This window comes from Neobacillus sp. YIM B06451 (genome assembly GCF_032667185.1).
Taxonomy (GTDB): domain Bacteria; phylum Bacillota; class Bacilli; order Bacillales; family Cytobacillaceae; genus Bacillus_D.
Window position 1 is genome coordinate 54510 of record NZ_JAVFKJ010000011.1, and the last position, 21732, is coordinate 76241.

General features: G+C 45.7%; 28 protein-coding genes. 20 read left to right on the forward strand and 8 right to left on the reverse strand.

Annotated elements, in window-relative coordinates:
* Nucleotides 1-76 precede the first annotated feature (76 nt).
* The gene (locus RB160_RS16640; protein WP_316571553.1) at nucleotides 77-403 is read left to right on the forward strand and encodes a YuzD family protein; all 327 of its coding nucleotides are present in this window, start codon (nucleotides 77-79) and stop codon (nucleotides 401-403) included.
* A 469-nt stretch (nucleotides 404-872) separates the two neighbouring features.
* Here RB160_RS16640 and RB160_RS16645 read toward each other — a convergent pair whose 3' ends face one another.
* Nucleotides 873-1940: an NAD(P)/FAD-dependent oxidoreductase gene (locus RB160_RS16645; RefSeq protein ID WP_316571554.1), complete on the reverse strand. Its 1068-nt coding sequence runs from the start codon at nucleotides 1938-1940 to the stop codon at nucleotides 873-875.
* Nucleotides 1941-2162: 222 nt separating this feature from the next.
* Between RB160_RS16645 and RB160_RS16650 the strand changes: the two genes are divergently transcribed.
* A complete protein-coding gene (locus RB160_RS16650) occupies nucleotides 2163-2402 on the forward strand; it encodes a YuzB family protein (RefSeq protein ID WP_316571555.1) in 240 nt (79 codons plus the stop codon).
* Between the two features lie 85 nt (nucleotides 2403-2487).
* Nucleotides 2488-2853 (forward strand): HesB/IscA family protein, encoded by a 366-nt coding sequence (locus tag RB160_RS16655; protein WP_316571556.1) that lies wholly within the window; start codon nucleotides 2488-2490, stop codon nucleotides 2851-2853.
* Between the two features lie 265 nt (nucleotides 2854-3118).
* On the opposite strand, the gene RB160_RS16660 is transcribed toward RB160_RS16655, so the two are convergent.
* Nucleotides 3119-4114 carry an NAD(P)/FAD-dependent oxidoreductase gene (locus RB160_RS16660; RefSeq protein WP_316571557.1) on the reverse strand — a complete coding sequence of 332 codons (996 nt, stop codon included), beginning with the start codon at nucleotides 4112-4114 and terminating at the stop codon, nucleotides 3119-3121.
* 453 nt (nucleotides 4115-4567) lie between these two features.
* Between RB160_RS16660 and RB160_RS16665 the strand changes: the two genes are divergently transcribed.
* The 8 genes from RB160_RS16665 (at nucleotide 4568) to RB160_RS16700 (ending at nucleotide 10540) form a co-directional block, all read left to right on the forward strand.
* On the forward strand, nucleotides 4568-5785 hold the full coding sequence (locus RB160_RS16665; protein WP_396954736.1) for an NAD(P)/FAD-dependent oxidoreductase: 1218 nt from the start codon (nucleotides 4568-4570) through the stop codon (nucleotides 5783-5785).
* Between the two features lie 153 nt (nucleotides 5786-5938).
* Entirely contained in the window at nucleotides 5939-6427 is a 489-nt protein-coding gene (locus tag RB160_RS16670; RefSeq protein ID WP_316571559.1) for an NUDIX domain-containing protein, read from the forward strand.
* A gap of 230 nt (nucleotides 6428-6657) precedes the next feature.
* Complete coding sequence (locus RB160_RS16675) at nucleotides 6658-6783, forward strand: YuiA family protein (protein ID WP_316571560.1); 126 nt, start codon at nucleotides 6658-6660, stop codon at nucleotides 6781-6783.
* 102 nt (nucleotides 6784-6885) lie between these two features.
* Nucleotides 6886-7203, forward strand: coding sequence for a YuiB family protein (locus tag RB160_RS16680; protein WP_316571660.1), 318 nt, complete (start codon nucleotides 6886-6888; stop codon nucleotides 7201-7203).
* 131 nt (nucleotides 7204-7334) lie between these two features.
* Nucleotides 7335-8054 carry a 3D domain-containing protein gene (locus RB160_RS16685; protein ID WP_316571561.1) on the forward strand — a complete coding sequence of 240 codons (720 nt, stop codon included), beginning with the start codon at nucleotides 7335-7337 and terminating at the stop codon, nucleotides 8052-8054.
* Nucleotides 8055-8221: 167 nt separating this feature from the next.
* Entirely contained in the window at nucleotides 8222-8599 is a 378-nt protein-coding gene (locus RB160_RS16690) for a DUF309 domain-containing protein (RefSeq protein WP_316571562.1), read from the forward strand.
* 72 nt (nucleotides 8600-8671) lie between these two features.
* Nucleotides 8672-10180, forward strand: a complete 1509-nt coding sequence (locus tag RB160_RS16695) for a leucyl aminopeptidase (protein WP_316571563.1) — start codon at nucleotides 8672-8674, stop codon at nucleotides 10178-10180.
* A 159-nt stretch (nucleotides 10181-10339) separates the two neighbouring features.
* The gene (locus RB160_RS16700) at nucleotides 10340-10540 is read left to right on the forward strand and encodes a hypothetical protein (protein WP_316571564.1); all 201 of its coding nucleotides are present in this window, start codon (nucleotides 10340-10342) and stop codon (nucleotides 10538-10540) included.
* Between the two features lie 182 nt (nucleotides 10541-10722).
* On the opposite strand, the gene RB160_RS24115 is transcribed toward RB160_RS16700, so the two are convergent.
* The gene (locus RB160_RS24115; protein WP_483870181.1) at nucleotides 10723-11067 is read right to left on the reverse strand and encodes a YuzC family spore coat inner layer protein; all 345 of its coding nucleotides are present in this window, start codon (nucleotides 11065-11067) and stop codon (nucleotides 10723-10725) included.
* Nucleotides 11068-11244: 177 nt separating this feature from the next.
* Here RB160_RS24115 and RB160_RS16710 point away from each other — a divergent pair, with 177 nt between their 5' ends.
* A complete protein-coding gene (locus tag RB160_RS16710) occupies nucleotides 11245-11892 on the forward strand; it encodes a DedA family protein (RefSeq protein WP_316571566.1) in 648 nt (215 codons plus the stop codon).
* A 27-nt stretch (nucleotides 11893-11919) separates the two neighbouring features.
* On the opposite strand, the gene RB160_RS16715 is transcribed toward RB160_RS16710, so the two are convergent.
* Nucleotides 11920-12102, reverse strand: coding sequence for an asparagine synthase (locus tag RB160_RS16715; RefSeq protein WP_115451737.1), 183 nt, complete (start codon nucleotides 12100-12102; stop codon nucleotides 11920-11922).
* Nucleotides 12103-12213: 111 nt separating this feature from the next.
* Between RB160_RS16715 and RB160_RS16720 the strand changes: the two genes are divergently transcribed.
* Together RB160_RS16720 and kapD are read left to right on the forward strand one after the other, a co-directional pair.
* Entirely contained in the window at nucleotides 12214-12600 is a 387-nt protein-coding gene (locus RB160_RS16720; RefSeq protein WP_316571567.1) for a hotdog fold thioesterase, read from the forward strand.
* Nucleotides 12601-12922: 322 nt separating this feature from the next.
* Entirely contained in the window at nucleotides 12923-13543 is a 621-nt protein-coding gene (gene kapD / locus RB160_RS16725) for a 3'-5' exonuclease KapD (RefSeq protein ID WP_316571568.1), read from the forward strand.
* A gap of 39 nt (nucleotides 13544-13582) precedes the next feature.
* On the opposite strand, the gene kapB is transcribed toward kapD, so the two are convergent.
* Nucleotides 13583-13966, reverse strand: coding sequence for a kinase-associated lipoprotein KapB (gene kapB / locus RB160_RS16730; RefSeq protein WP_316571569.1), 384 nt, complete (start codon nucleotides 13964-13966; stop codon nucleotides 13583-13585).
* Nucleotides 13967-14088: 122 nt separating this feature from the next.
* Here kapB and RB160_RS16735 point away from each other — a divergent pair, with 122 nt between their 5' ends.
* Together RB160_RS16735 and RB160_RS16740 are read left to right on the forward strand one after the other, a co-directional pair.
* On the forward strand, nucleotides 14089-14835 hold the full coding sequence (locus RB160_RS16735; protein WP_316571570.1) for a peptidylprolyl isomerase: 747 nt from the start codon (nucleotides 14089-14091) through the stop codon (nucleotides 14833-14835).
* A gap of 92 nt (nucleotides 14836-14927) precedes the next feature.
* Nucleotides 14928-15137: a hypothetical protein gene (locus tag RB160_RS16740; protein ID WP_316571571.1), complete on the forward strand. Its 210-nt coding sequence runs from the start codon at nucleotides 14928-14930 to the stop codon at nucleotides 15135-15137.
* A gap of 418 nt (nucleotides 15138-15555) precedes the next feature.
* Here RB160_RS16740 and RB160_RS16745 read toward each other — a convergent pair whose 3' ends face one another.
* A complete protein-coding gene (locus RB160_RS16745; protein ID WP_316571572.1) occupies nucleotides 15556-15708 on the reverse strand; it encodes a hypothetical protein in 153 nt (50 codons plus the stop codon).
* A 254-nt stretch (nucleotides 15709-15962) separates the two neighbouring features.
* Between RB160_RS16745 and RB160_RS16750 the strand changes: the two genes are divergently transcribed.
* A complete protein-coding gene (locus tag RB160_RS16750) occupies nucleotides 15963-16901 on the forward strand; it encodes a manganese-dependent inorganic pyrophosphatase (protein WP_316571573.1) in 939 nt (312 codons plus the stop codon).
* Between the two features lie 115 nt (nucleotides 16902-17016).
* Here RB160_RS16750 and RB160_RS16755 read toward each other — a convergent pair whose 3' ends face one another.
* The gene (locus tag RB160_RS16755) at nucleotides 17017-18177 is read right to left on the reverse strand and encodes a MalY/PatB family protein (RefSeq protein ID WP_316571574.1); all 1161 of its coding nucleotides are present in this window, start codon (nucleotides 18175-18177) and stop codon (nucleotides 17017-17019) included.
* Between the two features lie 82 nt (nucleotides 18178-18259).
* On the opposite strand from RB160_RS16755, the gene RB160_RS16760 reads away from it, so the two are divergent.
* The gene (locus RB160_RS16760; protein ID WP_316571575.1) at nucleotides 18260-18520 is read left to right on the forward strand and encodes a DUF1871 family protein; all 261 of its coding nucleotides are present in this window, start codon (nucleotides 18260-18262) and stop codon (nucleotides 18518-18520) included.
* Nucleotides 18521-18725: 205 nt separating this feature from the next.
* On the opposite strand, the gene RB160_RS16765 is transcribed toward RB160_RS16760, so the two are convergent.
* The gene (locus tag RB160_RS16765; RefSeq protein WP_316571576.1) at nucleotides 18726-19562 is read right to left on the reverse strand and encodes an alpha/beta fold hydrolase; all 837 of its coding nucleotides are present in this window, start codon (nucleotides 19560-19562) and stop codon (nucleotides 18726-18728) included.
* Between the two features lie 282 nt (nucleotides 19563-19844).
* On the opposite strand from RB160_RS16765, the gene yugI reads away from it, so the two are divergent.
* Together yugI and RB160_RS16775 are read left to right on the forward strand one after the other, a co-directional pair.
* Nucleotides 19845-20243, forward strand: a complete 399-nt coding sequence (gene yugI / locus RB160_RS16770) for a S1 domain-containing post-transcriptional regulator GSP13 (RefSeq protein WP_316571577.1) — start codon at nucleotides 19845-19847, stop codon at nucleotides 20241-20243.
* A 279-nt stretch (nucleotides 20244-20522) separates the two neighbouring features.
* Complete coding sequence (locus RB160_RS16775) at nucleotides 20523-21719, forward strand: ornithine--oxo-acid transaminase (protein WP_316571661.1); 1197 nt, start codon at nucleotides 20523-20525, stop codon at nucleotides 21717-21719.
* The last annotated feature ends 13 nt before the right edge of the window (nucleotides 21720-21732 follow it).

Sequence of the window (21732 nt, forward strand, 5' to 3'; positions counted from 1 at the left end):
AAATCTTTGAATAAAGACCTTTTTTATTTTATTATAGTCACAATGTTGTAAAATTAGGGCAAAGGGGTGATTCAGTATGGGAGAAAAGAAAGTGGAAATAATTGTTTATGGGGCTGATCAACTTTGTCCAAGCTGTGTAAATCTGCCGTCGTCCAAAGAAACCTATGAATGGCTCGAAGCGGCGGTAAGCCGGAAATTTCCGGACCAGCCGTTTGATATAACCTATGTGGATATTTACAACCCACCGGAAGCGGAAGAAAAAAGGTCCTTTGCCGAGCGCGTCATCGAAGAAGACATGTTTTATCCTGTCGTCCTCATCGGCGACAAAATCGTCGGTGAAGGGAACCCGCGGCTTAAAACGGTTTTCGCCGAACTTGAAAACCACGGCTACGGGGCGGGATAACAAAGTGCAAGCTGGAGGGTGGGTACGCAATGCCATCCAGCTATATATTAATCAGGAAATTACATCTCGTGTTTTATCATGACCGTTTCAGTATGGAGTTTAATCTAAAACGGTCTTAAGGACTGTTATCATGACCGTTTCACTATGGAATTTAATCTAAAACGGTCTTAAGGACTGTTATCATGACCGTTTTACTATGGAATTTAATCTAAAACGGTCTTAAGGATTGGTATGAAGACTGTTTCACGTTGGATTTTTAACTAAAACGGTCTTAAGGTTTCACGTTGGATTAACGGTCCTTGAGTGTTTAATAGAACGAACAAAGCAAATAGCCACAGCTAGGCATCAGAGGCATCTCAAAATAAACCTTGGGATGCCTTTCGTTTTTTTAAAAAAGGTGGCCACAAAAACTGCCGATGCAGCGGCCGCCAATCATATAAAAAACCAGGCGCAACACCTGGTTTCTCCATCAGCCCTTATGATATTTGTATAACCATAACACCCCGGATTTAAGTAGCCTGGCGACACGGCCTGTAATCGCGCGTTCCGCCATCATGCCAAAACCCTGTTTTTTTCCGAGTGATCCGAGAACGCCCTTTAATTTAATTGGCGGCATTGTTTCGGGAATCTCTTCGCCGCTCCATCTTTTTTTGAGGATTTCGGCGATTTGTTCGGCTTGCCCCTCGGCAAGCTGCGCGCTTGGCGCATGCGGGAGGCTCGCGCAATCCCCGACAACAAATACATTCTCATAGCCGGGTAGCTGATGATGTGGAGTTACCGTTAACCTTCCGGATGAATCCTTCTCCACATCGAGTTCGCGGACAATCCTATTTGCCTGGATGCCGGCGGTCCAAACAACCGCGTCGCACTGAACCGGTTCGACATGGTTATAAAGTACTTTTTCTTCTACTCTTGTAATATTGGAATTATTGATGACCTCCACACCGTGTTGGATGAACCATTTTTCCACGTACTCACTGAGGCGATCGGGGAAAGCAGGCAGGATATGGTTCCCTCTGTCGAAAAGCTTAACACGAAGGTCAGGACGGCTTTCACTCAGCTCGCTCGCCAGTTCAACACCGCTCAGCCCCGCACCGACAATGCCAACGGTTCCGCCGGGAGCAAGGTTGCTTAACGTTTGATACGTCTGGCGGGACTTTTCGATGCTTTGGATACTGAGAGTGTATCGATCAGCACCCGGAACATTATGGTATTTATCCTCGCAGCCAAGGCCAATCACAAGAATGTCATATCCTATTTTTTCGGAGCCGTTCAGATCGACAGACTGCTCGCCAAGATTTATTCCAGTCACATCGCCGTATTTAATGGTAAGGCGCGGATGTTCGGGAAAGTCAACACGGAGCTCTTTATCCGAAACTGTTCCTGCGGCAAGAGCATAATATTCCGTTTTAAGGGAATGATAAGGATTTTTGTCCACAAGCGTTACCGAAACTCCAGCAGGCAAGTGGTCCGGGAGAAGCTCGTTCAGCAGCCTCATCCCACCATATCCTCCCCCAAGGATAACTAAATTCGTCATAAAATAATCCCCTTTTGTATGCGCAAATGATTTTAGTAAACGGGTAAAATTTTCGCGGCATAGTTTTTAAATACGCACATTCATTCAGTTTGAGTATAGCTAAATTGTGTCAATTTCTCAACAAATTCACTTGACGTATTGACCTTACCCAAAACCGTATGGTAATTGACTGGAAAGGGCAAAAGAGTTAGGATAATAGGGTGTATAAAATGAGGTGAGTGAATGATTAAACCGTTAATAGAGTTCTGTATTAGCAACCTTGCGAGCGGCGCCCAGGCTGCCCTTGAAAAACTCGAAAGGGACCCGAACCTTGATATCGTTGAATATGGGTGCTTAGGCTATTGCGGAAAATGCGCTTCCTCCATGTATGCCCTCGTCAATGGGGATCCTGTCACGGGTGGCACGCCGGAGGAACTTGTGGAAAATATCTACCAATACCTGGATGAAAATCCAATGTTCTAATTTTGCCAAAGATGGGCAGACATGTTGAGAACTTACACTCAACTGAAATATACTGTAATTAAGGCCAGGAAAAGGAGGGATTTGGATGGAAAACCAAATTGTAAATCTTACAGAAGCGGCAGCCCTGCAAATTAAGGATATGATGAAGCAAAATGAAGAGGAAGGTGGATACCTTCGCGTTAGTGTAAAAGGCGGCGGTTGCACCGGCCTTTCTTATGGCATGGGAATTGACCATGAAATTGGTGAAGACGATATCCAACTCGAACAGTTCGGGATTCAAATTTTGGTCGACAAGGAAAGCGGCCCGATCCTGAACGGGACAAAGATTGATTATAAAGAATCCTTGATGGGCGGAGGCTTCACCATCGATAACCCAAACGCTATCGCTTCATGTGGATGCGGCTCATCGTTCCGCACAGCTACAGCCGCCGGCACCCCGGAAGAATGCTAAAGCACTTTTTTGAAAAATAAAGCTATACCCTTCCTGGCCATTTTGGGCAACCAAAATGGTTGGGAAGGTTTTTTCTTTTGGAAAAATAATTGTGCAAACAGACTGAGATTTACAAAACATTTCCGATGGAATCGGGACAAAGATCGGGTTATAAGAGCAAGATGAGTCCCGATAATCATACTTCCTCATAAAAGCCTCCAGGAAACAACCGGGAAGCCGCAACATCAAACAAAAAAGCCTCCCGGAAAAACCGGGAAGCCTTATTTTATTCACCAAACATTGACGAGCTGTGGAGCGGCTGGATTTTTGCTTTTGGATCGATGTAAGCTTTGGCGTTGTTAACCGCTGTCGGCGCTTCACCGAAACCGCAGGCGATCAGCTTTACTTTGCCGTCGTAAGTGCAGATATCCCCGGCGGCATAGATGCCAGGCACATTTGTCTCCATTTTTGAATTAACTAAAATGGAGTTCTTTTCGATTTGCAGACCCCATTCCTTGATTGGGCCAAGTGATGAAACGAAACCGTAGTTGACGATGACTGCATCCACATCGATCGCTTCCTTTGTAGTGCCGTCAACGCTGGCGATGACTACCTGTTTGATATCGTCGTCACCAATCAACTCATCTGGAACAAACGGAGTTTTGATTTCGACCTTCGAATTGTGAAGGTTCTCAACACTATGCTCATGGGCACGGAATTTGTCGCGGCGATGGATGATTGATACTTGTTCAGCGATTGGCTCAAGCATTAGCGCCCAGTCGACCGCTGAATCGCCTCCGCCAAACACGACAACCTTTTTGCCGGCGAAATGGTTCAAATCATCAATGAAATAGTGAAGGTTCTTTCCTTCATACTGGGAAGCGCTTTCCAATTCTAGCCTGCGAGGCTGGAATGCGCCGTTTCCAGCGGTGATAATGATTGTTTTTGAAAAATGCGTTTCCTTATTTGTGGTAAGCTTGAAAACACCATCAGCCTGCTTTTCGACTTTTTCAACCGACTGTTCAAGCGCGACCACTGGTTCGAACTTGGCCATTTGCTCCTTCAGGTTGTTGACTAGTTCCTGGGCGCGAACCTTCGGGAAGCCGGCAACATCGTATATATATTTTTCAGGATAAAGGGCTGACAGCTGGCCGCCTAGTTGTGGAAGGCTCTCGATGATTTTAACCGAAGCCTGTCTCATACCACCATAAAAAGCGGTAAACAGGCCAACTGGCCCTCCTCCAATAATGGTAATATCAAAAACTTTTTGCTCTTCTTGCACGTGTGTATCCCCCCAACAAAGTAGTAAAGGTAGTCCAGAGATAATCATACCACAACTGTGCCAATACAAGCCATATGCTGCAAAATTTAGGAAAGGGCTTTCATTTACTGCTTATCCAATTAATTCCTTTTTGAACAAAACCCTTGCCAATAAAGGGAAAAATAAATAAACTGAATTGTTGAACATTTTAAAAGGAGCGTTTTGGTTAAAGAATTCGCTTGAAAATACGTAAGAAAAAGAATAAGATGAGATATGAAATATTGTTACTAAATTGTGACGAAATCAGAAACTTTTTTTGAACACCCTAGTGAAAAAAATCACAATCTTTCTTTTGGTCCGTTATTTATCCAGATTTAGGGAAATCAAAGAATTATTGGTTAACTAAACAGGAGAACAGCGGCAGAAGCTAAAAACACTTGTATAAAATATAATGTAAAGGTGGAAGTGATTGCGTTGAGAATCCCTAAAATCGTCATTCTTGGGGCCGGCTATGGCGGGCTCGTTACCGCGGTCCGACTTCAGAAAATGGTTGGGGTAAATGAAGCGGAAATTGTCCTGGTCAACAAAAATGATTACCACTACGAAACAACGTGGCTGCACGAAGCCTCCGCTGGGACCTTGCACCATGACCGTGTCCGTTACGACATCGATACAGTCATCGACAGGCAAAAGGTTGAATTCGTCCAGGGTACGGTCGTAGAAGTAAATAAGGAAGAAAAGAAGGTCATTCTTGATACAGGAGAAGTTGCCTTCGATTACCTCGTGATTGCTTTGGGCGCAGAGCCAGAAACATTTGGCATTAAAGGTCTGAAGGAATATGCCTTCGGAATTACGAGTGTTAATTCGGCTCGACAGCTTCGTGAACATATCGAGTATCAATTCGCGACTTATAATTTTGAAGAAGAAAAGAAAGACGAGCGCCTGACAATCGTCGTTGGGGGCGCTGGCTTTACCGGGATTGAATTCCTTGGCGAATTATCGAATCGCATTCCTCAGCTTTGCCAGGAATATGATGTTGATTTCCACAAAGTTCGTGTAATCTGTGTGGAAGCAGCTCCAACAGTGCTCCCAGGGTTTGATCCCGAGCTGGTGGACTACGCTATGGCAACGCTCGAACGCAAAGGCGTTGAGTTCATGATTGGAACAGCCATTAAAGAATGTACACCTAATGGCATCATTGTTGCCAAAAATGAAGGCGAAGTAATGGAAATCAAGGCAGGGACCGTTGTTTGGGCCGCTGGTGTCCGCGGAAATTCCATTATTGAAAAATCCGGATTTGAAGCGATGAGAGGACGTGTGAAGGTCCAGCCAGATCTTCGAGTCCCAGGCTTCAATGATATTTTCATTATTGGTGACTGCTCATTGATTATTAATGAAGAAATCAACCGCCCATATCCGCCAACAGCGCAAATTGCGATGCAGCAGGGTGAAGTTGCCGCACGGAATATTGTCGCGCTTGTTCGCGGAAAAGAAGAGCTGGACGCTTTTGTTCCGGATATTAAAGGAACCGTCTGCTCGCTTGGCGAAGATGATGCAATCGGTGTCGTATATGGCAAAAAGCTGACCGGCGGAAAAGCATCCTTCATGAAAAAAGTCATCGACAACCGCGCGCTTTATCTCGTTGGCGGCGCTGGCCTTGTATTAAAAAAGGGAAAGTTCAACGTGCTATAATCGGAAGGGGCAGAGGAATCTGCCCCTTTTTGCATTGCAGTCAAAGAAAAAGCCCATTCTGGCCAGCAAGAGGGGTCTTTTTCCATAGATTGTAGTCATCTTTTTAACAAAAAATACATATGAAAATAATTAAATTTTGAAGGGGTGGAGGAGATGGCTTCGAATAAGCGCGGAAAGGTCTGGCTGGCCGCGGCTGGCCTTGTTGTATCTGATCAGGGGAAATGGCTTGTTGTAAAAAAAAGCTACGGTGGCCTTAAAGGTAAATGGTCTCTTCCGGCAGGGTTTGTGGATCAGGGAGAAACCGCGGATGAGGCGGCTGTAAGGGAAGTAATGGAAGAAACCGGGATTGAGTGTACGGTAAAAGGATTGATTGGCCTTCGCACCGGCGTCATAGAGACCGATTTTAGTGACAACCTTTTGCTGTTTTTACTTGAAGCGAGGGAAGGAGGCATCATTCGCCGACAAGAAAATGAAATCATCGAGGTTGCCTACATGTCACCTGAAGAATTAATGTTGGAAAAAGACGCTTCCATCCTCATCCACTATTTAATCGGCCTCGGGAATCTTGTCCATCTTCCTGGCAAAGACGAGCTTAACCCTGGCAAAGAGTTCGGTTATACATCGTACAAGCTCTTTTTTTAAAAATAGAGAAGGGTTTAATGAAAATCCCTAAAAATGTGGCAAAAGCGCGTCTTTGTTTATTGAATTATTTAAATTTTCAATAATTTTACGAAAGAGCGAGAAAATAAAAGCATGAGAGGCATGTATGCGTTTTCTTTGCCTTAAATTGGAGAATATTACGCTTTTCGTTTTCATATATTCCTGTTATATTATCAGAAAATTGAGTTAATAAAACAAAAGGAGAGGAACGTATGAAAACAGCTAAGACAGATGCAAAAAAGTGTATGTATTGCGGAGGATTTGGCTATTTTCAGTTGCTTCTTGGCGGTTCGGAAACGTGCACATGCTGTGGAGGTTCCGGAAAAAAGAAGGAGTAGCCGAAAAGGCCTCACACCAGCCGCCTAGATTTTAGGCAGGGCTGTTGACTGACCCAACGGGCTTGAGTAAACTATAACTTGAGTGCCTGAGGGGGATGAATGATGAGTATAGTTGAACTGGTCTTATCGATGCTTTTATTCTTTGTACTATTTTTCGGAATTGGGTTCCTTTTGAATATGCTTTTGAGAATGTCTTGGATCATGGCTGTCATTTACCCGGCCATTGTTCTATTGATTGTTGACAAGGTCAGGTTTATCGAGTATTTTACAAATACTAAAACGGCTTTTAGCCAACTAGGGAACCAGCTTGTTTCATTAGGGTCGGCCGATGTGATTATTCTTTCAAGCGGCCTAGTCGGTGCAATTACCGCGGGTGCTGCCATTAAGCTTTTACGAAAAAATGGATACCAAATGTTCTAGCCTTTTCATTCGTGGAAAAGGCTATTTTTATGTCCGTATAGGCAAATTTACCCGTTGAAAATCATTTTTTTGCTCCTTTTATGAATATTTTCCTGAATCTTGGGGAAGATTGTCATGGGAGGAGTGAAATTATGAACCATAAAAAAGTTTGGGCTAGGCGTTTTGCCATGGTACTCTTATTTGTTATGGCACTTACAACTACCTTTCAATCCATATCCGGAGTCGAGGCAAAAATGCTTATCTCCTACTCTGGACTTGGACAAGAAGCCCCACAACAAGAAAAAAGCGTTCACACATTTTTTGCCCATAAATTTAAATCGGTTGGTTTGAAGCTTAAAAAAATCAGGCAAGCAATTAGGCCACAAAGCTTAGTATCATCAAGCGAAGCAGTCGCGGCGTCCCCGCCAAAGCTCGAGGAAGCGATTGACTGGAGCAAGTACAGGAAAAAGACGGTCATTGCCACTGGCTACACGGCAGGGGTTGAGTCGACCGGAAAGGACGAAAACCACCCAGCCTATGGAATTACATACTCAGGGGTCAAGGTAAAACGGGATCTTTTTTCAACAGTCGCCGCTGACCCGACGATATTCCCAATCGGGACTGTGCTTTTCATCCCGGGTTATGGATACGGAGTGGTAGCCGATACGGGCAGCGCCATCAAAGGACATAAGCTCGATCTTTATTTTGAAACGGTAGAAGACGTTTTCAAGGAATGGGGCAAAAAGTCGGTTGATGTATTCATTGTTAAAATGGGCAATGGGAAGCTGACCGAAAAGGAACTGAGTGTCATGAACGAAACGGAATCCCTACAGGTTTTCCGGCAACAGTACATAAAATCCGAAAAAAAATAAAATGGAAAGTGGGCTGGCAATTCGTTGCCGGCTTTTTTTCATTCCTTTGAATAAGTGGTATCTCTTTTCTCTTGGAAATTCATGTGGAACGGCTTGTTCTTTGAGAAAAACCAGATCCGGAAGTATGATGGAAAAAAGGCTTCCAACAAAGGGGGAAGGTGGCCAAAATGGAACTTTATCCAGATCAGTACTATGAATTCTTTATTTATTTTAATGAAGGAGATTATTATACATGCCATGACCTTCTAGAAGAAATGTGGATGGAAGAGAAGGGAAACCTGTTTTTCAAAGGCCTATTGCAAATGAGTGTCGCCCTATACCATTATGGCTATGGCAATGTGAAAGGGGCCAGGGCGATGATGAACGCCGCCCATGACTATTTGCAGGGTTATAGGCCAAGGCATTGGGGCCTGGACCTTGAGAAGGTGATTGCATACATTGATGAATGCCGGCTGCTTATTCCCAACGGCATCGACAGGGTCCCGTTTGAACAGATCGATATGCTCCCGTCCCTGCCAGTACTCTTTTTGTATCTTCAGGATTAGGGTGAAACGGCTATATATTAATTTTTCAACCTTTTCGATATAATTGAAGGGTATAAAAAGGGAGGTTGTGAGATGTTTACGGTTAAGACGGAAGTCAATTTTTCGGCAAGCCATGAAAACCTTGTCGTAGGCCTATTTGACAGGCCGGTTAAATTTGATGGAGGACTGGCCCCGCTTGATGAACTCTTTGGCGGTCAGTTGAATGAACTTGCCAAGAATGGCGATCTTTCAGGAAAGCTGAAGGAAGTTGGTAAATTACATACGTTGGGCAAGGCTGGCGCGAAAAAAATCTGGTTTGTCGGCCTCGGCAGGGAAAAGGAGTTTACCTTCGATAAATTGCGGGAAGCTCTCGGCCGGGCATTCAAATCACTTAAAAATGCCAAGCAGGAAGAAGTGGCCCTTTACCTTGATTCTTTCCTGGCAGGCGATATCGACGCGGAGGATGCGGCATACGCGGTCAGCGAAGCATTCGCTCTTTCCACCTACACCTTCGAAGGATATAAGCAAAAGCCAAACGAACCGGATAAAAAGCTTGAAGAGATTACTATCTACTCGGAAGCAGCGGATGAGCAGGAAATCAACGCTTCGCTTACGGTCGGGTATGCATACGGGCAGGGAACAAATTCAGCGAGGACACTCGTCAACACGCCTGGAAATATGCTAAAAGCAACGGATTTGGCTGAGTATGCCCGTAAACTTGGGGAAAAGTACGGCTTTGAAACAGAAATCCTTGCCCTCGAGGAAATCAGGAAGCTTGGCATGGGTGCTCTTCTTGCTGTTAACCAAGGGTCTGTCGAAGAGCCACGGATGATTGTCCTTAAATACCAGGGCAAGGAAACATGGGAGGATGCAATCGGCATTGTCGGTAAAGGCATTACATTTGACACAGGCGGCTATTCCATCAAGACGAAAACAGGCATTGTCGGCATGAAGACGGACATGGGCGGCGCTGCGGCGGTTCTTGGGGCGATGGAAATCATCGGCGAATTGAAGCCTGAGCAAAATGTCGTCGCTGTTATCCCTTCGACTGACAATATGATTGGGGGAGGCGCTTTCAAGCCTGATGATGTGATTACATCGATGAGCGGTAAAACGATTGAAGTGTTGAATACGGATGCGGAAGGCCGTTTGGTCCTTGCCGATGCGATGACGTATGCGAAGCACCACGGGGCTCAATACCTTGTCGATGTGGCGACCTTAACAGGCGGGGTTATCACCGCTCTAGGCCTGCATACAACCGGCGCGATGACGAACAATGAAGAGCTGTTTGAACAAGTGCTTGAAGCATCGTTTGAAGCGGGCGAACAAATGTGGCGCCTCCCAATATTTGAGAAGGACCTAGAACGGGTGCGAGGAAGCAAAATCGCCGATTTAAACAATTCGCCAGGCTCTGAGGGCCATGCTGTAATGGGCGGCGCGTTTGTAGGAGAGTTTGCCGAAGGGACTCCATGGGTGCACCTCGACATTGCCGGAACGGCTACCTCAAGGCAGGACACTGACCTCGGGCCATCTGGCGCTACAGGCGTCATGTCAAGAACGCTCGCACTGTTTGTTGAGCGATTCGAGCCATTTGAAAAATAACAGGCATTCCAATTCACGATTGTTTTTAAAAAACAAGCCCTCCGGGACCGGAGGGCTTTTTGCCGTCAATCACCCACCCGCAAAAGCCCGCCCACTCAAACTCCTCCTTTCCTGCATATGAAATAAGGAAGGCTATAGCACAGAAAAGGAGGTTCCCATATGTATGACATGAGAAATCAATATTACTATGGCGGGGATCAGCGGTTTTTTGCAGGGCCATTCCTTGGCGGCCTGCTTGGCGGAGTGTTGGGGAGCGCATTGTTTTTCCCGCGTCCCTTCGTCCCATTCGGTGGCTATCCTGGCTTCGGATTTCCGGGATACGGATACGGATTCGGCGGTTATGGATTTCCATATTATTGAAAAATTCGTTTTCCGCATAGCTGACCGCTTCGTCCCGAAAAACAGCTGGCAGGAATGAAAAGGAGGGCTGCCCATAAAGGGTTCAGCCCTTTTTTCCTGATTGCATCCTTTGGAAAGCCCTTCCTCCTGTGATAAAATTAAAGAAATTAAACCATGGGAGAAAGGACAGGGTTTGAAAAAGTCTATCTCCACCTCAACGTAATTGAAACACCGCAGCAGCCGGGATCGGCAAAAACAACTGTAATCCCATCAGGGTCGTAGATGATTTTGACATCTTTCCTGATTCCGGATGAGGCAATCAGGTTTCTGACAGTTTCCGTTTTTGATGCCTGCGCCGCTTCCATAATCCGTTTCGAGAAATCACGGGAGCCTGCTATTTTATTCGCCAATATGCCTGCCTCCGTTAGGGCGGGCCTTACCTTTCGCGCCGAGGCCATGAACAAGTCGGGAACGGCCGGTGGAAAGACCCTGCCAAAATGTTCGGGATACCTAGAATATATCGTATAAGGATAGCCGTAATAGTGCATTGCATCACTTCCTTCTGAGATGGTATTTATTTAAAAAAAATGGTGCCTCTTGGACACTTCAGTTCATTAATGTATATGAAAATCGGTGCTGGCCTATACGGTTTGCAAAAGGATTGCCCTTAACAAAAAGGGGGAATGGATAGGAAAGGAAATTTAACTGGCAGGGGGGAACTATGGATGAATCTCGATTTTCTCTTAAATATCCTTGAAGAAAGCGGCTATGCCGGTTTGTTTTTGTGGATTCTGCTTGGTTCCTCGACCCTTCCGGTACCCAACGAAATCATCATGATGACAATAGGTGCCGCCGCTTCCAGGAGCGCTGCGGAAACACTTCCCATATTCTTTACCACTCTCGGAGGAGTTTTGACCGCATTGACGGCGAGCTATTGTTTCGGCAGATTCATCGGGTGGCCTTTGCTGAATTTTTTGTCCAAAAAGGAGCGGTTTGCCAAGAAGATTGGCGTTTCCCTCAGGCTGATGGACAAATACCATGCTTTCTCCCTTTCGCTCAGCTATTTTGTGCCGGGTGCCAGGGTGGTTGTCCCATTCCTTTATGGGTTTAGCCGGCTTTCTTTTAAAACATTCATGCTTTTCGCGTACAGCGGCGCCACTGCCTGGCTTTTGATCATGTTTTTTGCCGGTTATTTGTTTGGTGAGCATGTCGGGGGGTTTGTGGGGGAGTTTTTCATAGGGTTAATTATTGTTGCTGCACTCATTTATGGATTAATGAGACTGTTCCGCAAAAAGCGGGGAATTGATGACAATAATCAGGAGCCGATTCCTCCGGGCTGCCTGTCAGCCATACAGAAAGGCAGCCCGGACTAATTCCGGGCCGCCGATCCAAATGTCCAGTTACATTTCCCTTCGGTGTTCGAATAGGTCGATTGTTCCAAGAACAACATGGGCAAGGCCAAATCCAAGAACAGTATTGGCAACCGTTTTGTTGACTCCGTTGTTCCGTGACATTGCATAGCCAGCAGCAGTGACAGCCGATCCGAGGATTGTCGGGATCAGCCCTTCCCTGAATCTATTCAACGCGCTCACCCCATTCGAGATATTTCCGTTGGTCCATTGCTGGACATACATAGTATAAGCAGGAAATGGATTTGTATAGATAGAACATTTTTCATAGAAAGTGGGAGAACAATGGAAACAAAGAATACGTTGATTGAAGCGCTAGGAATTGAAATAACCTTGCTTGAAAAGGGCAGGGTGGAGGCGACGATGCCTGTCGATGAAAGAACGAGGCAGCCATTTGGCCTGTTGCATGGTGGCGCATCGGTCGCACTTGCCGAGACAGTTGCGAGTGTAGGGGCGTATCAGCTTGTCGACCATGAAACCGAGTCGGTGGCAGGGCTTGAGATTAACGCAAACCATGTACGGGGCATCAGAGATGGAAAGGTAAAGGCGGTCGCCACAGTTCTTCACCAGGGAAGAACAACCCAGGTCTGGGACATAAGGATAACGGATGAACAAGGAAAACCTGTTTGCATTTCCAGATGCACGATGGCCGTCCTCAAGTTGAAAAAATAAGGCAGAAGGCAGCGCTATCGCTGCCTTTATTCATTCCCACTGTTGTAAATTACTTAAAATGTTGTTAAAAAATTTAAAAAATTCCCCCGCCTACATGCTATAATAAGGTGAACCTTCCATCAGCTGGTTTTTAGCAGATGGTGTTAGTTCCTTTACTGCAAATGTCCCCATCTATCTTCAATTTCTCTGATTCAAGACGTAGGACGTTACTGCCAATTTAAGTGTGGACGCAAAGAAATATTTAAAAATAGAGCACGCGCACAAGTAATTGTACATGTTCCAAATATACTATAGTACAGGCGCAGGGGGAGGAGTGAATAGCTTGTCAGCGAAAAAACAATATTTGTTTATTGACTTTGAATTTACCATGCCGGAAAAAAACGTCAGGACAAGAGAGTTTTTTCCGGAAATCATTGAGGCGGGTATCGTTTCCGTAATCGACAATAAGATTCAATCCCAGTTCTCGGCATATGTGAGGCCGGCAAGGTTTCCGGTACTTTCAGACCGTTGCAAATCATTCCTACATATTACTCAGGAGATGATTGATGCGGGAATGCCATTTGCCGACTTGGTTAAGTACTTTGAGGAACTTGGCCGGAACCAGGATAACACGATTGTTACCTGGGGGAACATGGATATGAAAGTGCTTCGCCATAATTGTGAGGCTGCGGGGCTGCCTTTTCCGTTAAGAGGCAAAGAAATCGACCTTTCAATGGAATATAAGCGGTTTTTCGGGGACCAGAACCAGACGGGGCTATGGAAGGCTGTACAGGAATACGGCAAGGAAGGGACAGGGAAGCATCATCGGGCCCTTGACGATGCCTTGACTACGTACAATATCTTCAAGCTTGTCGAGAAGGACAAACGGTATCTTGAAAAACCGAAGCCGACGACGATTGGCGATAGGATTGATTTTTCAAAGCTTCTTAATGAATTTGTATAAAAGGCCAAATCACAATTCATGTGATTTGGCCTTCGTGTTTTAACGCAGGAAGTACTCTTTCTCAAGAGTTTCAAGATTGCGGAGGCTCATTTCCGCCCACGCTCCCGCATCCTTTTGGAGTTCGGCTTTCATTTTATCCAGAGATTCCTTAAGAGAGTCTTTATAATCCGGGACGTCACCGTCATATTTTTTCACCATTTGCTTCGGAATCATTGCCCCTTCCCGGTACGATAGAGCCTTGCGTTCATGGAAAAAGCCCACTTCGGCATCTTTTGGATGATGAAGATCACCCTGCATCGGGTGCTTCAAGACGGCGAGGATCCGGACCAGGATTCCATTCGGGCGCTCCTCGGTATATTCGGCAATGTATTTTCCAGTTTTATAAATGGCGGTTACAATATCGCCTTTTTGCAGTTCGGACAAGCGGACCACTCCTTTCGTGGAAATAGAGTTCATACTTGTCTTTATTATGGATGAATTTGATTGAAAAACAAAGTGCAAAAGATTACGATATCGGTTACAGTAATAAAATGGAGGGATGATTTGTGAAACTTAAAATTGCGTCTTTATTGGCCGGAGCAATGCTGATTTTATCGGCTTGTGGCTCCTCAGGAGAAAAGGCGGACGACAAAAAGACAACAGGTTCGGGGCAAAACACGACGGAACAAACTCCAAAAAATGATAACAAACAGGCACCAGAAGTAAAAACCTTTCCGCAGCTTTCGAACGATGTAGCGGAAAATGAAAGGCTCGTTGAAATGGTGACATCGATGGGGACGATTAAAATCAAGCTGTTTCCCGAACTTGCACCCAAAACGGTTGAGAATTTCATCAAGCTTAGCGAAAAGGACTACTATGATGGCGTAACTTTCCATCGGGTCATCAATGATTTCATGATCCAGGGCGGTGACCCAGAGGGTACGGGACGCGGCGGCGAAAGCATCTACGGCAAGCCATTCGAGGATGAATTTTCGCAGCAGCTCCTCAATTTCCGCGGTGCGCTGTCCATGGCGAATTCTGGACCGAATACGAACGGAAGCCAATTTTTCATCGTCCAGAACAAAAACTTTGATCCTGGCCTGAAAAGCCAGATGGAGGAAGCAGGCTATCCGCATGAAGCAATAGTGGGTTACGAAAAAGGCGGCACCCCTTGGCTCGATTTTAAACATACAGTCTTCGGCCAGGTCATCGAGGGAATGGATGTTGTGGATAAAATCGCAGAAGTAAAGGTTGGCGAATCGGACAAGCCGGAAGAGGATGTCATCATCAAGGATATCAAAATCCTAAAATAAGGACCCCCCAGTCGGGAAACTATTTTTTAAGCTCGGATGCTGCGGGTGTGGTATACTTACGATGAAATCAGGCTTAAAGGGGAAGAATCGATATGGACTCCTTAGTAATGGCACTACTACCCCTCTATTTTCCGGAGGATAAAACAGAATACATTCCCGCCGTAATTTGGTTTCTCTTTTTCTTCCTTGGTGCCATTGGTGCGATGTGGCTGTTTTTTCGTATTTCAAAAAAGGAAGCGCGGAAAGCAAAGGAACTTGAAGAGAAGCTGGGTAACAGAGGCGGACAAGAAGGAAACAGTTGATACGCTGTTTCCTTTTTTAATTTTAGGACAATTTAAATATGCCTAAAATCACGTTGAGCAACGAAGATTCGTCGAAACCCTGAAAAGGTGTCTTTCATACCTGCATGAGTGAAAACCGAGGACGAAAATCCCGTTTGGTTGCCACGCAAGTTCTCGATTCGTGACAATCAAGAGCAGAAATCGGGTTTAGTTGTCACGTAAGTCCCTGATTCGTAACAACCTGGGACGAAAACCCTGTTGGTTGTCACGCAAGTCTCTGATTCGTGACAACCAATAGCCAAAATCGGGTTTAGTTGTCACGCAAGTCCTCGATTTGTGACAACCAAGAGCCAAAATCGGGTTTAGTTGTCAGAATGAGGCTGGATTTGAGTAGATTGTAACGAAACCCAATTACCTGACAGCTGACTGCTCAATTTAGTTATTCGCCCTTGGGATCCTGTTCTTGTTTTGTTGATTTTTCTTCAGTACCGATTTCATTTCCCGTTGTGTATTCGTACGATGCCTCGACACCCGAGTACTTCGCTTTTTTCCCTTTCTTGACACGATACTGGGATAGATTCCTATAGACCATTATTGCTAAACCCCTTTCTTTTTATAAAAAACCATCAATTATCTTCAGCCATTTAGTTGGCCCCTATGAATCCCTTTTCACCGATATCCCTACTTTGTGCGAAATTCCATTTGCTGATGCAACGAAAAACTGCATTTCGCACGGATTTTTGCCTGAGCAAAAAAACTTACCGCGTAGATTAGAAAAGTTGATTAAGAACTGATAAAATAGATAAGGCGAAAAATTTTTTACACATATAAGGAGCGAGTGTTCAGATGAATAAGGTTCTTGTTTTTGGACATAAAAATCCCGATACAGATTCGATTTGTTCGGCTATTGCATATGCGGAACTGAAGAAAAAACTCGGCGTGGATGCGGAGGCTGTCCGCCTTGGGGAAATTAACGGCGAGACTGCTCATGCGCTGGAAACGTTCGGCGTTGAAGCGCCCCGCCTCGTGGACAAGGTTTCCGGAGAAGCTGCCGGAGTCATTCTTGTCGACCATAATGAAAGGCAGCAGAGTGCCGACGATATAGGAGAAGTGGGGATTCTGGAGGTTATCGACCACCACAGAATCGCAAACTTTGAAACAAGCGACCCACTTTATTACCGCGCAGAGCCAGTTGGCTGCACGGCTACAATTCTGAACAAAATTTACAAAGAAAAAGGGGTCGCGATCGATAAGGCAACTGCCGGGTTGATGCTTTCAGCAATCATTTCGGATTCGCTGCTTTTCAAATCCCCGACATGCACGCAGGAGGATATTGATGCGGCTGCAGAGCTTGCCGAAATTGCCGGCGTTGATGCCGAGAGCTATGGCCTTGCAATGCTGAAGGCTGGCGCGGACCTGAGTGACAAGACGATTGCTCAATTGATTTCGCTCGATGCGAAAGAATTCCAGATGGGTTCGGCAAAAGTTGAAATCGCCCAGGTTAATGCGGTTGATACGAACGATGTCATGAACAAGAAGGACGAACTGGAACAATCGATCAAGAAGGTTGTCGATGAAAAAGGACTTGATTTGTTCTTGTTCGTTGTAACCGACATCCTGACAAATGATTCAATTGGGCTTGCTGTTGGACGTGAGGCTTCCGCTGTCGAGCAGGCTTACAACGTTGCCCTTGAAAATAACACCGCCGTACTAAAGGGCGTTGTTTCAAGGAAAAAACAGATCGTCCCTGTCCTCACGGAAACTTTCCAGAAACGGAATCAATAAACAATAATCAAAAAGGCCATCCCTCGGGGGTGGCCTTTTTAAGGTGGTAACAGTTTTCTGCTAAGTTGACTAGCTTGCCATTTAAAGCCATCACTTGGACGAAGAGAGGGCTGCTTTAATCAAAAGCTTTTTTGAGGCGGCCAAGCCCGTCTTCAATGACATCCCTAGGACAGGCAATGTTCATCCTGACAAACCCTTCCCCGCCTTGGCCGTATTTTTTTCCTGGCTCCAGGGCAAGTTTGCCTTTTTCAATAAGCCTTCGCTGTATTTCCTCATCGGAAAGGAGCAATTCCCTGCAGTCGAGCCACAAAAGGTACGTGGCGTCCGGTTCGATTAGCTTGACAGCCGGTAGATTATTTTTCAAAAAATCCCTGACAAACGAAACATTTCCTTCTATGTATTCCAATAGAGCTTCGAGCCAGGTGGCTCCGTACAGGTACGCAGCTTCAGTCGTCACGGCTGCGAACGTGTTCAATGTTTTGAACCCTTGCATATTCTGTGCTTCCTTGAATTTTTTACGAAGGCCATCATTCGGGATAATTGCCGCTGCTGCCTGGATGCCACCGAGGTTAAACGTTTTGCTCGGTGCAATGAAAGTGACCGTTCTATCGGCGATATCCTCACTGATGTTTGCGATTGGAACATGGCTCCGCCCTTTGAAAATAATATCCGAATGGATTTCATCGGAAACGATTATACAATCATACTTGCCGCAAAGGTTCGCGAGCCGTTCGAGCTCATCTTTTGTCCACACACGGCCGCCTGGGTTGTGCGGGCTGCAAAGCAGGAACAGTTTGCATCCTTTTTTTATGGCATCCTCAAAATCCGCGAAGTCAATTTCATAACGTCCGTTTTTTAAAACAAGAGGCGATGTTTCAACCATTCGTCCATTCGCTTCGATCATTTCAAAAAAAGGATTATAGACTGGCGGCTGGACAAGTACTTTATCTCCCGGCTCTGTATACGCCTGAACCGCCGCGGCAATTGCAGGTACAACGCCGCTCGCGTATGCCAGCCAGGACTGGTCGATTGTCCAGCCGTGCCGGGAAGCTAGCCAGCTCTGGATCGCTTCATTGACGGAGGGCCGGACAAACGTATAGCCAAAGATTCCATGTTCCACCCTTTCTTGTACCGCATCAATCAATTCCTGCGGCGGGCGGAAATCCATGTCCGCGATCCACATTGGCAAAACATCGTTTGTTCCGTAAATTTCTTTATTCATCTCCCACTTGATTGACCCGGTGTTCAACCTGTTGATTACTTCATTGAAATTCATAATTAACCCCCATGTGGCAAAATTTATTACGGCTTCACTGTATGGTAAAATACAATAAGTTAATTGAATTGCAGGTGATTGGATGGAAACAGCGTTGATGAACCTTCTTCTGGCGGACGAACTGAATGAATGGGATCCGTTTGAAATTGGCGGCGGCTCCTATGACACGGAAATAGCGGACGCCATTCAGGCCGTTTACACGTTGAATGATGAGAAAGAGCTTGCAGAACGGCTGCAGTCCATATATGAATTCTCCTTCGAAGAGGTAATTCCTTTCGAAAATTGTCTCATAGTGGCGAAAAAGCTTCTTAGTATTAAAAATGACAGCTCCTGCTCGCTATAGAAATAATCCGGGCGGTCATTTTATCAAACGGCAAAAAGCAATCCAGATGAAACAGCGGCTAACTCGAAATGGGCGACAGCCGCTGTTTTTTTGTTCGGCCATGTTCTGACAGCCACAGCTTTAGAAATTTGCGTCATAGTCGTTCCTTTACTAGGCGTTCCGAAGGGGTCCACTCCCCAAAAAAACAACTCCGGCTTCGTTCACCTTACTCCTGCCTCTCAATAAACTCTTTCATATGTTGATATACTTCCTTGGGACGTTCTTCAGGAACGAGATGGCCTGTATTTTCAAGAACGATAAGCTCTGAATGTTGCAGGTCGCCATGCAGCCTTTTACCGACATCAAGGGGGACTACCCGGTCATGCACTCCCCAAATCAGGAGGCAGGGAGTCTTGATTTGCCGGAGCGCTTCAGGCCGAAGCTCGCCTTCACGGTCATGGATCAGACGGCCGAGGCCACGAAACATTTGCTTGTCCAAGAAGGGCTGCATGTAGCCTCTCAGCATATCCTCATCTATAAGCGACTGGTCATGGACGACAAGCTTTAAATTCTTTTTTACCCCGCCCGACTTGACAAGCCAGCGCTTGACAGCCAGATGGAAAAACGGCAGCATGCTGCCAAACGACAATAACCTTCCCGGAGGCTCGAGATAACTCGAACTGCAGAACAGCACAGCCTTCCTTGCCAAATCCGGCTGGAGTGCAATCATGTTAAGGACATATTGTCCTCCCATTGAATGGCCAGCCAGCACCGGTTTTTTAATTCCTAGCTTATCCAGAAGCGCGATCATTGTTGTGGCGATATTTTTATAGGAATATAAAAACTTTGTTGACTTGCCGCTTTTGCCAAAGGGGGGCACATCGACGTTCAGTACGTTATAATCCCTGTTTAGAAGCGGTACGAGCTTTCTGAAACTGAAAGAAGATGACAAAAAGCCGTGGAGGAGGACAACCGTTTCAGCTTGAGGAGAGGACGGGTGCCATTCATAATAAACGTTGATTCCATTTAACTTTATCATTGTTGCTTCTGCTGTTTGGCTCATGTGGCCCTCCTTTGTCAAAAGTGTTCTTTATAAGTATATCTAATACCATACCCACTTACTTTGGTGAAGCATCGCCAAAAATAAAAAACACATAAAACATCGCCTGATATCAACCCCCGCATCATTAGACAAGGCCGGAAAGGCGTTTATCCACAAGGGTCCAGTGGAATACGTGTAATGGAGTAGGCTTCAATCGCCTTTTGATTTAATCGGCTCGTTATGTTATAATTTTTTATTGCGTATAATTGGGATAAAAAATTTACAAAACTTAGGAGTGTTTTTATGTCGGAGAAAATTGAAGCAGGCAGCGTCCTGACTGGAAAGGTGACGGGGATCCAGCCTTATGGAGCATTTGTCGCGCTTGACGGGAATACACAGGGACTTGTCCACATTTCTGAAATCACGCACGGATACGTTAAGGATATCAATGAATTTTTAAAGGTTGGAGACGAGGTAAAGGTGAAAGTCCTGTCTGTTGACGAGGAGGCGGGAAAAGTCAGCCTTTCTATCCGAGCAACCGAAGAAGCTCCGGCGCAGGAGGCAAAACCGCGCAAGCCGCGCCAAAAACGCCAGCCAGCGGTAATTATTCCTGAAGCCGAACAGCAACAGGGCTTCAACACATTAAAGGAAAAGCTGCAAGAATGGATTGACCAATCCCAGCAGGAAGAAATCAATAAGTAAGCGAAAATGGCCTGTTCCTCATCGGAACGGGCTTTTCTTATGTTTTAGGAAATTATAAAATTGAACCTTGTGGATAACTCGAAACAAGTTATATTGGCCCCTTTTAAAAGAAACCCGGTTGTGCTGTTCCTGCATAAATAGAGAATGATTGGATTGTTGCGCCATATATTGTTTCAATAATAGCCGCTTCTTATGTACAATAAAGATAACTGTCTTTTAGCGTTTTTTTTTAGTAGGGATGGTGTTCTTTAAAAAAATGGAGGGATTTTAATGGTACATATGGCAAAAACCAAGGATGTAATTGAACAAACGGAAAAATACGGCGCGCGCAACTATCATCCGCTGCCAATTGTCATCTCAAAAGCGGAAGGCGTTTGGGTTGAGGACCCCGAAGGCAATAAATACATGGATATGCTGAGCGCCTATTCGGCTGTCAACCAAGGGCACCGCCATCCAAAAATCATCCAGGCCCTGAAGGACCAGGCAGACCGTGTGACCCTTACATCCCGTGCATTCCACAATGACCAGCTTGGCCCTTGGTATGAAAAGATTTGCAAGCTTACTAATAAAGACATGGCCCTTCCAATGAATACTGGCGCCGAAGCTGTCGAAACAGCGGTCAAGGCTGCGAGAAGGTGGGCCTATTTTGAAAAAGGCGTCGAAGAAAACAAAGCGGAGATCATCGGCTGTGTAGGAAACTTCCATGGCCGGACGATGACAGCGGTTTCACTTTCTTCCGAAGAGGAGTATAAGAAAGGGTTCGGACCTATGCTTCCAGGAATCAAGCTTGTTCCGTACGGCAACCTTGATGCCTTGAAAGAGGCGATTACGCCAAATACGGCTGCCTTCCTGATTGAGCCTATCCAGGGGGAGGCTGGCATTATCATCCCGCCAGAAGGATATTTGAAGAAGGCATACGAACTGTGCAAGGAAAACAATGTCCTTTTCATCGCGGACGAAATCCAGGCAGGGCTAGCACGCTCAGGTAAAATGTTCGCATGTGAATGGGAAGGCTTTGAACCGGATATGTATATCCTCGGAAAAGCACTTGGAGGCGGCGTATTCCCAATTTCCTGCGTAGTCGCGGACAAAGAAATACTCGGCGTGTTCAATCCGGGCTCCCATGGTTCAACATTTGGGGGGAATCCAATGGCCTGCGCTGTTTCCATCGCCGCACTGGATGTCCTTATTTATGAAAAACTTGCGGAAAAGTCTCTTGAACTAGGAGAATACTTTATGGAAAAATTAAAGGAAATCTCCAATCCAAGAATAAAAGAAATACGCGGCCGGGGCCTGTTCATTGGAGTTGAACTAACAGAGCCCGCCAGGAAATATTGCGAACAGCTGAAGGAAGAAGGCCTGCTTTGCAAGGAAACACACGATACGGTCATCCGTTTTGCGCCTCCACTCGTCATCACTAAGGAGGAGCTTGACTGGGCGATTGAACGGATCAAAAAGGTGCTTGAGCAGGAATAACCCGGATTGAGGT

Bases quoted from the DNA above. Each gene is read 5' to 3' on its own strand.
- RB160_RS16710 (WP_316571566.1), top strand. From the start codon at position 11,245: ATGAATCTCGATTTTCTCTTAAATATCCTTGAAGAAAGCGGCTATGCC.
- RB160_RS16645 (WP_316571554.1), bottom strand. From the start codon at position 1,940: ATGACGAATTTAGTTATCCTTGGGGGAGGATATGGTGGGATGAGGCTG.
- RB160_RS16765 (WP_316571576.1), bottom strand. From the start codon at position 19,562: ATGAGCCAAACAGCAGAAGCAACAATGATAAAGTTAAATGGAATCAAC.
- yugI (WP_316571577.1), top strand. From the start codon at position 19,845: ATGTCGGAGAAAATTGAAGCAGGCAGCGTCCTGACTGGAAAGGTGACG.
- RB160_RS16745 (WP_316571572.1), bottom strand. From the start codon at position 15,708: ATGGTCTATAGGAATCTATCCCAGTATCGTGTCAAGAAAGGGAAAAAA.
- RB160_RS24115 (WP_483870181.1), bottom strand. From the start codon at position 11,067: ATGCACTATTACGGCTATCCTTATACGATATATTCTAGGTATCCCGAA.
- RB160_RS16720 (WP_316571567.1), top strand. From the start codon at position 12,214: ATGGAAACAAAGAATACGTTGATTGAAGCGCTAGGAATTGAAATAACC.
- RB160_RS16695 (WP_316571563.1), top strand. From the start codon at position 8,672: ATGTTTACGGTTAAGACGGAAGTCAATTTTTCGGCAAGCCATGAAAAC.
- RB160_RS16690 (WP_316571562.1), top strand. From the start codon at position 8,222: ATGGAACTTTATCCAGATCAGTACTATGAATTCTTTATTTATTTTAAT.
- RB160_RS16655 (WP_316571556.1), top strand. From the start codon at position 2,488: ATGGAAAACCAAATTGTAAATCTTACAGAAGCGGCAGCCCTGCAAATT.
- RB160_RS16680 (WP_316571660.1), top strand. From the start codon at position 6,886: ATGAGTATAGTTGAACTGGTCTTATCGATGCTTTTATTCTTTGTACTA.
- RB160_RS16740 (WP_316571571.1), top strand. From the start codon at position 14,928: ATGGACTCCTTAGTAATGGCACTACTACCCCTCTATTTTCCGGAGGAT.
- RB160_RS16755 (WP_316571574.1), bottom strand. From the start codon at position 18,177: ATGAATTTCAATGAAGTAATCAACAGGTTGAACACCGGGTCAATCAAG.
- RB160_RS16675 (WP_316571560.1), top strand. From the start codon at position 6,658: ATGAAAACAGCTAAGACAGATGCAAAAAAGTGTATGTATTGCGGAGGA.
- RB160_RS16670 (WP_316571559.1), top strand. From the start codon at position 5,939: ATGGCTTCGAATAAGCGCGGAAAGGTCTGGCTGGCCGCGGCTGGCCTT.
- RB160_RS16750 (WP_316571573.1), top strand. From the start codon at position 15,963: ATGAATAAGGTTCTTGTTTTTGGACATAAAAATCCCGATACAGATTCG.
- RB160_RS16760 (WP_316571575.1), top strand. From the start codon at position 18,260: ATGGAAACAGCGTTGATGAACCTTCTTCTGGCGGACGAACTGAATGAA.
- RB160_RS16775 (WP_316571661.1), top strand. From the start codon at position 20,523: ATGGCAAAAACCAAGGATGTAATTGAACAAACGGAAAAATACGGCGCG.
- RB160_RS16700 (WP_316571564.1), top strand. From the start codon at position 10,340: ATGTATGACATGAGAAATCAATATTACTATGGCGGGGATCAGCGGTTT.
- RB160_RS16640 (WP_316571553.1), top strand. From the start codon at position 77: ATGGGAGAAAAGAAAGTGGAAATAATTGTTTATGGGGCTGATCAACTT.
- RB160_RS16685 (WP_316571561.1), top strand. From the start codon at position 7,335: ATGAACCATAAAAAAGTTTGGGCTAGGCGTTTTGCCATGGTACTCTTA.
- RB160_RS16650 (WP_316571555.1), top strand. From the start codon at position 2,163: ATGATTAAACCGTTAATAGAGTTCTGTATTAGCAACCTTGCGAGCGGC.